10 protein-coding genes and 1 pseudogene are annotated in these 14,055 nt (G+C 64.1%); 8 read left to right on the forward strand and 3 right to left on the reverse strand.

Annotated features, from left to right (window positions below):
• Together FW789_RS04830 and FW789_RS04835 are read left to right on the forward strand one after the other, a co-directional pair.
• Positions 1-556, forward strand: a pseudogene (locus FW789_RS04830) (PAAR domain-containing protein); the annotation flags it as partial.
• Positions 541-954 (forward strand): hypothetical protein, encoded by a 414-nt coding sequence (locus tag FW789_RS04835; RefSeq protein WP_146047371.1) that lies wholly within the window; start codon positions 541-543, stop codon positions 952-954. The pseudogene FW789_RS04830 and the gene FW789_RS04835, both read left to right, overlap by 16 nt.
• 286 nt (positions 955-1,240) lie before the next feature.
• On the opposite strand, the gene FW789_RS04840 is transcribed toward FW789_RS04835, so the two are convergent.
• Together FW789_RS04840 and FW789_RS04845 are read right to left on the reverse strand one after the other, a co-directional pair.
• Positions 1,241-2,521: a carbohydrate porin gene (locus tag FW789_RS04840; protein ID WP_446431059.1), complete on the reverse strand. Its 1,281-nt coding sequence runs from the start codon at positions 2,519-2,521 to the stop codon at positions 1,241-1,243.
• Positions 2,522-2,636: 115 nt separating this feature from the next.
• Positions 2,637-5,054: a glucose/quinate/shikimate family membrane-bound PQQ-dependent dehydrogenase gene (locus FW789_RS04845; protein ID WP_103437066.1), complete on the reverse strand. Its 2,418-nt coding sequence runs from the start codon at positions 5,052-5,054 to the stop codon at positions 2,637-2,639.
• A gap of 331 nt (positions 5,055-5,385) precedes the next feature.
• Between FW789_RS04845 and FW789_RS04850 the strand changes: the two genes are divergently transcribed.
• Both FW789_RS04850 and FW789_RS04855 read left to right on the forward strand, forming a co-directional pair.
• Positions 5,386-6,285 carry a LysR family transcriptional regulator gene (locus FW789_RS04850; protein WP_446431060.1) on the forward strand — a complete coding sequence of 300 codons (900 nt, stop codon included), beginning with the start codon at positions 5,386-5,388 and terminating at the stop codon, positions 6,283-6,285.
• A gap of 117 nt (positions 6,286-6,402) precedes the next feature.
• Complete coding sequence (locus FW789_RS04855; RefSeq protein WP_446431061.1) at positions 6,403-7,602, forward strand: MFS transporter; 1,200 nt, start codon at positions 6,403-6,405, stop codon at positions 7,600-7,602.
• A 47-nt stretch (positions 7,603-7,649) separates the two neighbouring features.
• Here the strand turns inward: FW789_RS04855 and FW789_RS04860 are convergent, their stop codons facing one another.
• Positions 7,650-8,510 (reverse strand): CAP domain-containing protein, encoded by an 861-nt coding sequence (locus tag FW789_RS04860; RefSeq protein ID WP_103437069.1) that lies wholly within the window; start codon positions 8,508-8,510, stop codon positions 7,650-7,652.
• A 393-nt stretch (positions 8,511-8,903) separates the two neighbouring features.
• On the opposite strand from FW789_RS04860, the gene FW789_RS04865 reads away from it, so the two are divergent.
• From FW789_RS04865 to FW789_RS04880, 4 genes are read left to right on the forward strand one after another with little or no spacing between them, the layout of a single operon-like run.
• Complete coding sequence (locus FW789_RS04865) at positions 8,904-10,493, forward strand: ABC transporter substrate-binding protein (RefSeq protein ID WP_446431234.1); 1,590 nt, start codon at positions 8,904-8,906, stop codon at positions 10,491-10,493.
• Positions 10,490-11,479 (forward strand): ABC transporter permease, encoded by a 990-nt coding sequence (locus tag FW789_RS04870; protein ID WP_446431062.1) that lies wholly within the window; start codon positions 10,490-10,492, stop codon positions 11,477-11,479. Before FW789_RS04865 ends, FW789_RS04870 begins: the two co-directional genes overlap by 4 nt.
• A complete protein-coding gene (locus FW789_RS04875) occupies positions 11,476-12,339 on the forward strand; it encodes an ABC transporter permease (RefSeq protein WP_186698496.1) in 864 nt (287 codons plus the stop codon). Before FW789_RS04870 ends, FW789_RS04875 begins: the two co-directional genes overlap by 4 nt.
• Positions 12,336-14,048 (forward strand): dipeptide ABC transporter ATP-binding protein, encoded by a 1,713-nt coding sequence (locus FW789_RS04880; RefSeq protein WP_446431063.1) that lies wholly within the window; start codon positions 12,336-12,338, stop codon positions 14,046-14,048. Before FW789_RS04875 ends, FW789_RS04880 begins: the two co-directional genes overlap by 4 nt.
• Positions 14,049-14,055 lie beyond the last annotated feature (7 nt).

Raw genomic sequence — 14,055 nt, forward strand, 5'->3', positions numbered from 1 at the left:
CAGCCCGGAGTTTTTTGCTAGTCGACAGAAGTTGCTCAGGCAACTGGATGGACAGTTGAAGGCGGCGTTTTTGAACAAGCGTCTGAATCTCGGCCCGTACGAGCGTCTTCGCCATGATCTGAAGATATCTACCAAAAGCCTGGTTCACCATTGGTCAAAAGCCGGTGGGCCGGGGCAGATTCCGGGGTATGCGACGCATCTGGATGAGGTGGCGAAGGCGGTCAAGTACGTCAAATATGGCGGACACATCGGCACAGCCTTGGGAGGTACTTCGTCTTATTTGAAGGTGGAAGAAGTATGTCGGGCGGGCGAGACCGAAGAGTGCAAGCGTATTCGGTTTATGGAGGCAGGTAGTTTTTCAGGTGGTTTAGGGGGAGGAAGTCTTGGGTCTCTTTTGGTAACCCAAGCGGCTCCATATATATGTAGCTTCGGCGTTTATGGGCGGCTCGCTTGTGGCATCGCATTAGCAGTGGGTGGCTCCGTCGTAGGGGGCGCAGCCGGGGGTAAGGCGGGCGAGACATTTGGCGAGGTCATGTACGAATGGATTACACCCTGATTCCTAACCCCAGATCCTGGTCAATAGTATGGCAAGTGGTCGTAGTGCTTGGTCCTCTCGCGATCATGATCGTGGGCATGTTCATGAGCATTTTGATTGCTTGGGGGCGCGACCTTGAACGCATGCTAGGCGCTTTGCAGAGTAGTGTCTGGCTCGATACGCAGAAGCGGATGTGGGGTAACGAAAGACTTTTTTCTCGCTGGCTGTTGTTTGGCACCATTAGTGGAATTCTCGCCATGCCGGGAATTCATATAAAGCGAGGTGAGCTTGACGAGCAAGAGCTGGATAGTTTTCCAAGATCACTGAGGCAGCGGGTTCTTACAGCGAACGCAATGATGTATGGCGCAGCGTTGATCTTGCTCTGTGTAGCCGGCCTGTACAACTTACACAAGCAATAATTTGGGGCTTATCCTGGCAGTTCCGGCGGCTGCGTCCATCGCTATACCCGCGCTCGTGGTACTGAGCCGCCGTCGGATCAAAATCAAGATAACGGCGCGCTTCGCTCCGCCGGGCCACGCCGGAATCGTAAGTGGGGTCGGGGCCGTGATGGTGGCTTGATGTTCGATTGCCGGGGCCGCGGCGCAGCCCTGGCCCTATGGGCTGCAAGCACAAAAAAAGCTGACACTCCCAAAAACGACCCCGAGCAACCGCAAAGGGCCACAAAGCCGTGCTCACACGAGCGCTTCAGAAGCTGGCCTTGACCTGCAATCCCACCACCAGCGCATTATCGATATCGGCCCCGGAAAACGCTCCAGGCTCGATGATGTATTGCACGTCCGGCCGCAGATTCAGCCAGGGCGTGGCCTGATATCCATAGCTCAGCTCGATCAACTGCTCAGCACTGTCGATATTTGGGAACTCCCGATCACTGCCAGCAGCTGCATCCTCCAGCACTTCCCGACTACGTGGATTCGGCACTGCTCGGCCATAGCCCAACGACAAGGTGTCCCGCGGGCGGCCTGCAAACGGCTGGTACAGCACCACGCCCGTGCCATACCACTTGGTAAACGGCGATGCCGCCTTGCTCGACGCCGAGTATTGACCAAACGCATGCAGGCTACGGCCCGCCAGGGCGGGGTCATTCCATACCGCCTGATCAATCAACAGGTAGTGCCCACCTCGGCCAGCCACCTCGTCATCACTGCCAATGCGTTTGACGTTGGAGCTGTCGTAGTAGTAACCCAGCTTGTACTCACCCGGCAGTTCGCCCCGCAGTTTGTACACCAGCTCTACCGGCACAACCGTGCCTGTGGTGTGCTTGGGGCCCAGCTTCCAGGCACGGCTGGAATTGCCGTTGCTTTCGGGGTCAACGTTGAACGCCGCCACGCGCACTTGCCAGGCTGGCGAAAGGTCATATTTGACCCGCGCACCGAGCCGCGCATTGGGGTAGTTGGTCCAGCCACTGCCGCCGGACATGTTCAGCGGATGGCCGCAGAAGCCGGCGTTCATGAAGTTGCACAGGATGCCGCTGTCGAGGCCGCCGAGGTCGTTGCCCATGGCCATGTAGCCGAGCTTGATGTTCAGCGCCGGAGTGAAGTTGCGTTCGTAGCTGAGCTCGGTCAGGCGTGTGTACAGGCCGCCGAAGTTTTCCTGGATCGGCAGGCGGTTGCCTACCAGTTCCTCCGAGGCGCTGTGGCCGCGGCGGTCGTTGATGCTCAGTTGGACCTTGCCGGCGTTATCCACCCCATACAAGCGGGACAAGTCGAACTGCACGCCCAGCTTGATGTTCTGTGAATAGCGCGCCGAGCGGTGCAGGCCGCCATCGGCGTTGTAGGCGGTCTCGCCGCTGTAGTCGGCGCTGAACTTGACGCCATCGTCTTCAAGTTGATGGCGCAAACCGCCCCAGTCACCACTGAGGGTGCTGCGCTGGAGCAGATCGGCTTCGGCCATGGCGCCGTTGCTGGCCAGTACCAGCAGCAGGCTGGCGGTGATGCGGGTAGGAGTAAAACGGAACACGGAGGACATTGCGCAGCTTTCCTGGGAATCGCGAGGGGGTGATAAATAGCGCCGCTGAAAGCATGAGGCCGCTCCTGCAAAGGGTGTGCAGGAGCGGCCTCATGCCGCACGGGAGTGACGCGCGTTATGGCAAGGCGTAGGCCATTACATAATCGCCACGGTCGGTCGACTGGCGGGCACCGCCAGCGGTGACGACCACGTATTGCTTGCCGGTCTTGGGCGAGACGTAGGTCATCGGGCCACCCTGGCTGCCGACGGGCAGGCGGGCTTTCCAGACCTCTTCACCGTTGCCGCTGTTGAAAGCGCGCAGGTAGAAGTCCTGGGTGCCGGCGATGAACACCAGGCCGCCTTGGGTTGACAGGGTGCCACCCAGCGTCGGCAGGCCAACCTTGATCGGCAGGTGCATGCGGATGCCGAGCGGGCCGGTGTCTTCAACGGTGCCGACCGGCACTTGCCAGGCGACCTGGCGGGTCTTCATGTCGATCGCGGTCAGGGTGCCGAATGGTGGCGCCTGGCAAGGGATGCCGGCAATCGACAGGAAGCGGTTCTTGTTCACCGCGTACGGCGTGCCTTTCAGCGGTACCGCGCCCATGCCGGTGTTCAGCGCTTCGCCACCACCGGCGGCTTTGCCCTGGTTCTGCGACGGGATCATCTGGATCCACAGCCCCAGGCGCATGTCGTTGACGAAGATGAAGCCATGCACCGGATCGGTGGAGATGCTGCCCCAGTTCATGCCGCCCAGCGAGCCCGGGAAGCTCAGCGACAGGTCGGTGCCTGGCGCGGTATAGAGGCCGTCGTAGCGCATCTTCTTGAAGTCGATGCGGCACAGCAGTTGGTCATACGGGGTTGCGCCCCACATGTCCGATTCGGTCAGGGTCTGCGCGCCGATCTGCGGCATGCCGACTGACTTCGGTTGGGTCGGCGAGTACGGTTCGTTGGGGATGTTGCTTGGCTTGACCGGCACTTCGTCGACCTGGGTCAGCGGTTTGCCAGTGGCACGGTCGAGCACGTAGATCTGCCCGGCCTTGGTGCCGATCACCACCGCAGGGACGGTCTGGCCGTCGTCCTTGGTGAAGTCGATCAGGCTCGGCTGCATCGGCAGGTCGAAGTCCCACAGGTCGTTGTGGACGGTCTGGTAGACCCACTTCTCGTTACCGGTGGTGGCGTCCAGCGCCAGTACCGATGCGCCGTAGGTGTGGTCGAGCTTGCTGCGTTCTACACCATAGATGTCGGTGGACGACGAACCCATCGGCAGGAACACGGTGTTCATTGCCGGGTCGTAGGACATCGGCGCCCAGCTGTTCGGCGTGCTGCGCACGTAGGTGCTGCCGTCAGTCGGGGCGTTACGGTCTTCAGGGTTGCCTGGGTCAAAGGCCCAGCGCATTTGCCCGGTGATCACGTCAAAACCACGGATCACGCCACCTGGCATGTCGGTCTGGACGTTGTCGGCGACACGCCCGCCAACCACCACGGTGGTACCGGCCATCAGCGGTGCCGAGGACAGCTGATAGAACGAGTCCGGGACATCGCCCAGGCCCGCCATCAGATTGACCTGGCCGTTGTTGCCAAAGCCTTGGCAGAACTCGCCGGTGTCAGCGTCGACTGCAATCAAGCGGCCGTCGATGGTGTTGGTCAGCAGGCGGCGCTGGCAGTTGGCGCCAGGGGCAACCGTGGCTGCAACGACCGGCGAGCTGTTCGGCTGGGAGGGCTGGGCCAGCGGCGCGCTAGCGTCGAAGTAGGCCATGCCGCGGCAGCGCTGCCAGACTTTCGACTGGGCGTTGATGGTGTTTTTCCACAGCTCTTTGCCGGTGTCGGCGTCGAGTGCGATCAGGTTGTTGTGCGGGGTGCAGATGAACACTTTGTTGCCGACTTGCAATGGGGTCAGCTGGTCTTCGGCACCGTTGCCGTCGCTGAGGGCAACATCACCGGTGTGGTAGGTCCAGGCGACCTGCAGCTTGTCGACGTTGCCACGGTTGATCTGGTCGAGGGCGGCGAAGCGGCTGCCACCTTCGGTATTGCCGTAGTGAGCCCAGTCTTTCTGCGCTTGCGCAGGTTCGACGGCGGTCAGCCCGGGGCCTTTGCCAGTTGGGGCGACGCTTGGGTGGGCGACGAACATGTTGCCGGCCGCGACCATGACTGCTACCGCCATGACGCCAGCGACGGCGTAGGCGCCGCGGCCAGTGGCGGTGCCGTTGGCGCGGGCCAGCAGCGGGTACACCAGCGCGACTACGGTGCCGATCACGGCAAACATGAACAGGCGCGAGAACAGCGGCCAGAACACCAGGCCGGTGTCGAGCACTGCCCACAGCGCGGTGCCGAGCAGGAACGCGGCATACAGCCAGGCGCCGGCGACCTTGCGACGGGCGATGAGGATACCGGCGATGGCCATGGCCAGGCCGCCGATCAGGAAGTACCAGGAGCCGCCCAGGCCGGCCAGCTTGATGCCGCCGGCAGCCAGCAGCAGGCCGAGCAGGGCGATGATCACGCCCAGGCCAACCAGAATGATTTTCGAGGCGCCAGAGGCGCGCGGTGAGTCGTTCATGCCAAGGATCTCGCAAGTGGAATGCGCCGAGTTTAAGCCCTTAGCAAGCTAATTAACAAGTTGGTACATTTATGCTTGAGGCCTATTGTCGCAGGCCTGAGCTTGCCAAGATGCCTCGAAAAGCTTAGATCAAGTCGCCAATTTCAGCTTAAAAACGGCCAAATCACTAATGTGAAAATTTCGCGAAAAAGCTCGATCTAGCGTTGTCGAGGTGGTTTTTTGCGTCTGCCCCCTGGGGTTAAGCTGACGGACTGGTCAGGTAAGGCTGGCCGGGATTGCACCCAGGCTCCGTTTGGAGCAAGGTTGGCCGATTTGGCGGACAACAACTGCGATGGACAAGCTGCTGGCAATCAAGGCCTTCATGGCAACCGTCGACGCGCGCGGCTTCTCGGCTGCAGCGCGTAGCCTTGGGGTCGCCACCTCTTCGGTGACGCGCCTGGTCGACGCCCTGGAGGCTGAACTGGGCGCCGCCTTGCTCAACCGCTCCACCCGGCAAGTCAGCCTGACCGAGGCGGGCGCCAGTTATTACCAGCGCTGCCGCGAGGTGCTCGAGGCATTGGCCGAGGCCGATGCCAATGTCGGCGACCGTGGCGAGGAGCCCGTCGGGGTGCTGCGTTTGTGCCTGCCCGTCGAGTTCGGCCGGCGGGTGATAGCGCCGCATCTGGGGCGCTTTCTCGCCGCGCATCCGGGGCTTGAGCTGGACATCGACCTGAGTGATCGCTTCGATGACCTGCTCGAAGGTCGCTACGATGTGAGCATTCGCCTGGGCGAGGCCGCGGCCCATGACGAGCTGGTCTGCCGTCCGCTCGGACGCTTTCAGCGCTGGCTGGTGGCAAGCCCCGCGTACCTCGCCGGGCACGCGCCGCTGGAGCACCCACGAGGTCTCAATGAACACGCCTGTCTGCGTTTTCGCTATGGGCAGTCCGCACGGCCGTGGCGCCTGTCACGTGACGAGCAGACGCTGGAGCTGGATATCAGCGGGCCGCTGCGCAGCAGTAACGCCGACGTGCTGCGCGAAGCTGCACTGAGTGGCGCCGGCATTGCCTTGCTGGCCGACTGGCTGGTGCGCGAAGACGTCGCCGCCGGGCGTTTGCTGCGGCTGTTGCCTGATTGGCAGATCAGCCCCGGCTCCGCCAGCAACGCGATCAATGCCCTGTACCTGCCCAACCACCGCGGCTCACGCCGGGTACAGGCGTTTGTCGGCTTTTGCGAGGCACTGCTGGGCGAGTGAGGGCAGGGCGTTGCGCTACGCGCAAAGACCCCTTGCGCAGCCGCTGGATTCTCTTGCACTGCACCGCTGGGTAACGTGCACAGCATCTCCCCTGAACATCGACCGAGGCACCTGCACATGAGCCCATCCATCGCTGCCAGCCAGCCCTCCACCGGGGGCCTGAGTCGGGCCCTGGTAACCCTGTTGGCGTTTTGCTGTGGCGCGATCGTCGCCAATATCTACTACGCCCAGCCGATTGTCGGCTTGATTGCGCCAGACCTTGGCCTGTCAGCCAAGCACGCCAGCCTGATCGTGTCGCTGACGCAGCTCGGCTACGCGCTCGGTCTGCTGTTGCTGGTACCTCTGGCAGACCTGGTGGAAAACCGCCGGCTGATGGTTGCTACCGCAGTGCTGGCTTGCATCAGCCTGGTCCTGGCGGGCACCAGCAGCAATGGCCAGGGTGGCTTGTTTCTTGGCTATGCCTTGTTGATCGGCTTCAGTTCGGTGTCGGTGCAGATGCTCATTCCTCTGGCAGCGCACCTTGCCCCTGAGCAACAGCGCGGGCGCGTGGTCGGCAATATCATGGGTGGCCTGTTGCTGGGGATACTGCTGGCACGGCCACTGGCGAGCGTGGTTGCTGACCACTTCGGCTGGCGCACAGTGTTTGTCGGCGCCGCCGGGATCATGTTGGCGATCATCCTGTTGCTGGCGCTGACCTTGCCGCGGCGGGTGCCCGAGCACAAAGCCAGCTATGCGCAACTGATGGCCTCGTTGGCAGGGCTGTTGCGCCGCTACCGGGTGCTGCGTCAGCGCTCGCTGTATCAGGCATTGATGTTCGCCGCGTTCAGCCTGTACTGGACGGCGGTGCCTATGGCATTGAGCGGGGAGCATGGCCTGTCGCAGAGCCAGATCGCAGTGTTCGCTCTGGTGGGCGCAGTCGGCGCAGTCGCTGCGCCATTGGCGGGGCGGCTGGCTGATGCCGGGCATGCCCGCCGCGGCTCGCTGCTGGCATTGGTGCTGGCGCCGCTGGCGCTGTTGCTGGGCCTGAGCGCACCGGGGTTCAGCGTGATCGGCCTGGCGCTGAGCGGGGTACTGCTGGACTTTGCTGTGCAGATGAACATGGTGATCGGCCAGCGTGAGGTGTATGCACTGGACCCGGCCAGCCGCGGCCGATTGAATGCGCTGTACATGACCAGCATCTTCGTCGGCGGCGCAGCGGGTTCGGCGCTGGCCAGCCCACTGTATGAGCAGCTCGGCTGGCATGGCGTAGCGCTGGTTGGCGCCGCGCTGCCACTGCTGGCGCTGGGCATATTCGTGCTGCGCAGCCGGCGCGGTTGAAGGCGCCGCTTCAATGACTGTAGCGCGAGCCGATTCAACTCAAGCGATCACAGCGGCGCACCAAATAGTCCGGTCCAGTAGATCCCGGCATCGCTCTTGGGGTCCACGGCGTAGGCCGCGCCCAGTTCGCTGAAATCGGGGTTCATCAGGGTCGCGCAATGGCCTGGGCTGGCCAGCCAGCCATCGATGACCTTGCGCGGAGTGTCCAGCCCGGCCGCGATGTTTTCGCCGACCAGCCGGTAGGAGTAGCCGGCCAGTTCGGCGCGGTCACCCGGGGTGCGGCCATCACGGTCGATATGATCGAAGAAGTTCTGATTGGCCATCGCCCGGGTATGGTCGGCAGCAACGCCGGCCAAGGTCGCGTTCCAGCTGAGCGGCGCGGCGGCGGCGAACGGCTGGCCACCACATTGGCGGGGCACCTGGCGCGCTGCATTGATCTCCTGCAGCAGCTTCTGGCCCTCGGCCTGCCAGTCACCGAGGCGACCACTGAGCAGCGGCCGAGCCAGCACGATGCGCCAGTCGCGGCCTTCCTGGCTGACGCCTATATCGACGAACTGCGGGTCGAGTACCACCTGGCAGAAGCTTTCGGCGATGGCCTTCATCGCCGCCGGCGCATCGCGGGGCCCGGACAAGCTGATCGCCTGCACATTGACCATCGGGTAAGCCGCGCGGGACATCGCCTGCTGCAGGTCGCGAGTACCTTCCGGCGACAGCGCCAGGCGCGTATCGCTGCTCAGCGGCGGCAGCTCCAGCGAACCCTCGCCGGCGCAGCTCTGCGGCTGGCTGCGGTAGGCGTTGATCGACGCGATCAGTTGCCCTTCCTCGCTGGTGAACGCCTGGGCGCCACAAGACACACCAAGGCCCAGCGTCAGCACAGTAAGACAGGCAACGGATGACAGGACGCGCATGTGTATCTCCCTATCTGGCAGCGCGAGACTCGGCGCTGCTCATCCTACACAAGCATCTGGCTTTTCGCCCTGCGTCGTGCGGTGCAATTGAACGGCCGATTGTCGAACATTATCGGCAAAAGGGGGAGTAGACCTTTCTTGCTGAAGAAAGTGCGGTACTTGCTGGGAATTATTTGCATTCTCAGCGGGGCAACCACCGTTACTGTCCGCCGGCCAACAGTAATGCAACAGTTTGCCCGTCGCCATTCACTGCCAATAAAGCCTAACCCAGCAAAATCAGGCAGTTGCAACCCGGCACAAGTCCTGCAATAGCCCTGGCATCACCCTTGGGCCCGTGCAGGAGCATCCTTGAATAACTCCATCCTCCCCCTGACCTTGCTCAGTGCAGCATTGATGCTGGCCGGCTGCGAACGCACCGAGCAGGTCAACGCCCATGGCGATCAGCCGGTCCACGGCGGCACACTGGTGTACGCCACCGACCGCGAACCAACCTGCCTTGACCCGCACGTCGCCGGGGACATGCCGCAGGTATTCGTTGCTCAGCAATACCTCGACTCACTGGTGTCGATGGACAGCCAGGGGCGCGTCGGCCCATGGCTGGCCACGCACTGGCAGGTCGCCGCCGATGGCCTCAGCTACACCTTCCAGCTACGCCGCGATGTGCGCTTTACCGATGGCACGCCGTTCAATGCCGAGGCGGTCAAGGCCAACCTTGATCACATGGCCAACCCCAAGACCCAGTCGAGTACCGCCGGTGGCTATATCCGCCAGTATCGTGGCACCGATGTGATCGACGAGTACACCGCTGTGGTCCACCTGGCAACGCCCTATGCAGCGTTTCTTGAAGTGCTGGCGCAGGGCTTTCTCGGTATTCAGTCGCCTACTGCGCTCAAGCGCAGCCGTGACGTCAACTGCGAAAGCCCGGTCGGCAGCGGGCCGTTCAAGGTGGCGCGCTGGGACCGGCAGAACCAGGTCGAGCTGGTGCGCAACCCGGACTACAACTGGGCGCCGCCAACCGCCCAGCACCAGGGCCCGGCTTACCTGGAACGGATCGTGTGGAAGTTCATCCAGGAGCCGTCGGTACGCTTTGCCTCGCTGCAGGCCGGCGAAGTCGATGTGATCGAAACCCTGCCGCCCGAATCCCACGAGGCCGCACGGCGCAACCCGGATGTCGAGCTGATCGTCGCCCAACGCCCGGGTAACCCCACCAACGGCACTTTCAACCTGCGTCGCGCACCGTTCGATGACATCCGCGTGCGCGAAGCCTTTGTGCGCAGCGCCGATATCGAGGGCGCGCTGAAGAGCGTTTATTTCGGTGAATTCCCCCGCGCCGGCGGCCCGCTGAGCATGGCCACGCCGTTCTACAGTGCCGATTTCGAGCACAGCCAGGACTACCAGCCGGCCCGCGCCGGCAAGCTGCTCGATGACGCTGGCTGGACCAGCCGCGATGCCGAGGGCTACCGCAGCAAAGACGGCAAGCGCCTGCGCGCAACGGTGTTGATCGGAGCACGCACACCACCGTCGGAGCTGACCTTGTGGGAGCAGGTCCAGGCCACCACCCGCCAGGCTGGGATAGAGCTGGTGCTGGAGCAGATGAGCGATGTGCAGGTCACGGCCCGGCAGGCCGCCTGGGACTACGACATCCGCATTGGTTACTGGAACACCAACACCCCGGACGTGCTGCGGATCATCTTCAGCTCGGCCTTCGTCCAGCCGGCCGGGGTCGGTGGCTACCACCAGAATTCCTCAGGCTACGCCGATCCCGGCTTCGACAGCCTGCTTGATCAGGCCCTCGCCACGCAGCAGCCGGAGCAGCGCCGCACGCTGTATCAGCAGGCCCAGGCGCAAGCCGCCGGGCAGTACCTGCAGCTCACCACCTATCCGCAAAGCACCCGCCTGGGCATTTACAAGACCGCCCGAGGGGTGCGCCTGGAGCCGTCGTTGGCGGTCACTTACCTGTATGACGCCTGGGTGATCAAATGAGCAGTGCAACTGAACTGGCAATAGCCGACCCGCGCCGCGAGCGCCTGGCCGCACTCGGCCGCCGCGCAGTAATCCGCCTCGGTGGCGGGTTGCTGGTGCTGTGGGCCGTGGCGACGCTTACGTTTTTTGCCTTGCGTCTGATGCCGGGCGACCCGGTGCTGGCGATTCTCGGTGGTCCCAGCGGCAACCCCAGTCCGGAAACCATCGAAGCCACGCGCATCGAGTTCGGCCTGGATAAACCACTGGCCGTGCAATACCTGCTGTACCTGGGCCGCCTGCTGCAAGGCGACCTTGGCGTGTCCTACTCGCAGCACCTGCCGGTGACGCGGGTGCTGGCCGAGCAGGGCGGTGCGACGCTTGAGCTGACCATCGCCGCGTTGCTGCTGGCCTGGGTGCTGGTGTTGTTGCTAACGGTGATCACCGCCGGGCGCGGTCGTCTGATCGGCGGGCTGGCCTCGCTGGCGGAAACACTCAGCGCCGCCTTGCCGCACTTCTGGCTTGGTGTGGTGCTGCTGGCGGTATTTGCCTTTGGCCTGCGCTGGTTCCCGCCGGCGGGCAGCGACAGCCTAGCCAGTTTGGTATTGCCGGCATTCTCTCTGGCCATTCCGCTGGCGGGCTTCATCGCCCAGGTGACCCGCGAGTCGCTGGAGCTGACCCTGGAACAACCGTTCATTCTCACTGCCCGCAGCCGTGGCTTGAGTGACCTGGCCGTGCGCTTCCGGCATGCCTTGCGCCATGCCTTGTTGCCTGGCGTATCGCTGTCGGGATGGGCCGTTGGCGCGCTGATCAGCGGCGCGGTGGTGTGCGAAGTGATCTTTTCCCGCAAGGGCATCGGCCGCCAGCTGTATCAGGCGGTGCAGGCCCAGGACATGCCGCTGGTGATCGGCATCAGCCTGGTAGTTGCTGCGGGCTATGTGCTGGCCAACATTCTGGTGGACCTGCTCTACCAGTGGATCGACCCCCGCCAACAGGAGGCCACGCCATGAGCGACCTGATACTTGACCGTGTGCAGGCGCCGCTGCGCCGTCGGCGCCGGATCACCCTGCCGCCAGTCGGCGCAAGCCTGGCCCTGCTGTTTCTGGCCGCGTTACTGCTGGCTGCGCTGTTTCCCGAGCTATTTACCCACGTCGACCCACTGGCAATCGTGCCGCGCGATGCGTTCCAGGCGCCGAGCTGGGCGCACTGGCTGGGCACTGATCAATCCGGACGCGACATCTTTGCGCGGACCATTCACGGCGCCCGCCAGAGCCTGTTGATCGGCGTCGCCGCCACGGCGTTGTCGATGACCATCGCAATCAGCCTGGGCTTGCTTGGCGGCCTCGGTGGTGCGCGGGTCGACCGCGCTGTCGGCTGGCTGCTGGAGGTGCTGTTTGCTTTCCCCAGCTTGATCCTGGCGTTGCTGTTCGTGGCGGTGTTCGGCAGCGGCGTCGGCACGCTGATCGTTGCCACCGGCCTGGGGGGTGCGCCCGGTTACGCGCGCATGGTGCGTGGCCAGGTGCTGGCGGTGCGCAACGCCGGCTACATCGAAGCGGCGCGCGCGCTCGGCCATCCCACCTCGCGGATTGTGCTGCGCCAACTGCTGCCCAACGCTATGCGCCCACTGGTGGTGACCATGACCATGGGCGTCGGCCAGGCCATTGTCTGGGCCTCGGCGCTGAGTTTTCTAGGCCTAGGCGCCCGGCCGCCGGCACCGGAGTGGGGGACCATGCTGTCGATGGGCCGCGACTTCATCGCCAGCGCCTGGTGGCTGACGTTCTTCCCTGGGCTGTTCATCGTTCTTACCACCTTGGCCACGACGGTCACGGGGCGCTTCATTCAACAACGCCTGGAGGGTCGCCAAGCATGAGTGACAAGACCTTGATCGTCGACGGCCTGACAGTGTCGTTCGCCGGCCACAGTGTGGTCCGCGACCTGAGCTTTACCCTGGCGCCCGGGCGTTGCGTGGCCTTGGTCGGCGAGTCCGGCTCGGGCAAGAGCGTCAGCGCCCGGAGCCTGGTCGGCCTGACCGGCACGGGCGCCGAGGTGTCGGCGCGTCAATTGCGCTTTGCCGACCACGACCTGCTTGATCTCAGCGAGCATCAGTGGCGGCAGGTGCGCGGCAAAGACATCGGCTTTGTCTTGCAGGATGCCCTGGTCTCGCTCGACCCGTTGCGACCGGTCGGCAAAGAGATCCTTGAAGTGTTGCAGACCCATGGCTACGGCGACCGCCAGCAGCGTGCGGCGCGGGTGCATGAGCTGCTTGAGCTGGTCGGCGTGCCGGACCCTGCACTACGCGCCCGCCAGCGCCCCGGACAGCTGTCGGGAGGCTTGCGTCAGCGTGCCCTGATCGCCAGCGCGCTGGCCATGCAGCCGGCGCTGGTGATCGCCGACGAGCCAACCACCGCGCTGGATGCCACGGTGCAGGCGCAGATTCTGCAGGTGTTTCAGCAGATCAAGGCGCGCGGTGCGTCGTTGCTGATCATCAGCCACGACCTGGCCGTGGTCGCCCAGCTGGCTGACGAAGTGCTGGTGCTGCGCCATGGCGAAGTGGTCGAGCAGGGGCCGATGCAGCAGGTGCTGCGCGAGCCTCGACATGCCTACACCATGGCGTTGCTGGCGGCGGTGCCAGCCGAGCATCCGCGGGGCACCCGGCTGTCGCCGCAACGCGTGGCCAGCACGCCCAGGCTGGTCAACCGTGGCCTGGGCGAGGTCCTGCTCGAAGGCCGTGACCTGGGCAAGCGCTACACCGGCCCGGACGGGCTGGCGCGGCAAGTGGTGCAGGGCGTCAGCTTCACCCTGCACGCCGGCCGCACGCTAGGCATCGTTGGTGAGTCCGGCTCGGGCAAAACCACCGTGGCGCGCCTGGCGCTGGGCCTGCTGACGCCAGACCAGGGCCAGGTGCTCTATCGCGGCAAACCCTGGAACCTGCCCGACGATGCCATCGCCGAGGCCAGCCGGCGGCCGCTGCGCCGCGAAATCAGCGTGATCTATCAAGACCCGCTCGGTTCGTTCGACCCGCGCTGGACGGTTGCGCAGATTTTGGATGATGCCTTGCAGGTCGCCGGCGTCGAGGCGTCAGCACGGCCGGCGCGGATTGCCGTGCTGCTCAATCAGGTGCGCCTTGCCGCGGACCTGGCCCAGCGCCGGCCGTTGCAGCTGTCGGGCGGCCAGCGTCAGCGCGTGGCGATCGCCCGCGCCATCGCAAGCGAGCCGAAGCTGATCATCTGCGACGAGCCGGTGTCGGCGCTGGACGTTTCGGTGCAGGCGCAGGTGCTGGATCTGCTCGCTGATCTGCAGGACGAACTGGGCCTGGCCTACCTGTTTATCTCCCACGACCTGGGGGTGATCCGCCATGTCAGCGACGACGTGCTGGTGATGCGTCACGGCGAGGTCGTCGAGCATGCACCGGTCGAGCAGCTGTTCCGGCAGCCGGCCCATAAATACACCCAGCGTCTGCTTGGCTCAGTACCGCGCCTGCCCGGCGCGGGTACTGAGTTGGTCGTACCGCCGCTCGACCTCGAGCATGAGGCCTTCGACCTGTTCGACGAAGCAAGACTGTGGAAAATTGCCATCTAAGGACTGC

It is taken from the genome of Pseudomonas sp. 1121_17 (genome assembly GCF_052850745.1).

What these genes read in the sequence shown, in the direction of transcription:
- FW789_RS04835 (WP_146047371.1), top strand. Translation starts at nt 541, where the DNA reads ATGGATTACACCCTGATTCCTAACCCCAGATCCTGGTCAATAGTATGG.
- FW789_RS04840 (WP_446431059.1), bottom strand. Translation starts at nt 2,521, where the DNA reads ATGTCCTCCGTGTTCCGTTTTACTCCTACCCGCATCACCGCCAGCCTG.
- FW789_RS04845 (WP_103437066.1), bottom strand. Translation starts at nt 5,054, where the DNA reads ATGAACGACTCACCGCGCGCCTCTGGCGCCTCGAAAATCATTCTGGTT.
- FW789_RS04850 (WP_446431060.1), top strand. Translation starts at nt 5,386, where the DNA reads ATGGACAAGCTGCTGGCAATCAAGGCCTTCATGGCAACCGTCGACGCG.
- FW789_RS04855 (WP_446431061.1), top strand. Translation starts at nt 6,403, where the DNA reads ATGAGCCCATCCATCGCTGCCAGCCAGCCCTCCACCGGGGGCCTGAGT.
- FW789_RS04860 (WP_103437069.1), bottom strand. Translation starts at nt 8,510, where the DNA reads ATGCGCGTCCTGTCATCCGTTGCCTGTCTTACTGTGCTGACGCTGGGC.
- FW789_RS04865 (WP_446431234.1), top strand. Translation starts at nt 8,904, where the DNA reads ATGCTGGCCGGCTGCGAACGCACCGAGCAGGTCAACGCCCATGGCGAT.
- FW789_RS04870 (WP_446431062.1), top strand. Translation starts at nt 10,490, where the DNA reads ATGAGCAGTGCAACTGAACTGGCAATAGCCGACCCGCGCCGCGAGCGC.
- FW789_RS04875 (WP_186698496.1), top strand. Translation starts at nt 11,476, where the DNA reads ATGAGCGACCTGATACTTGACCGTGTGCAGGCGCCGCTGCGCCGTCGG.
- FW789_RS04880 (WP_446431063.1), top strand. Translation starts at nt 12,336, where the DNA reads ATGAGTGACAAGACCTTGATCGTCGACGGCCTGACAGTGTCGTTCGCC.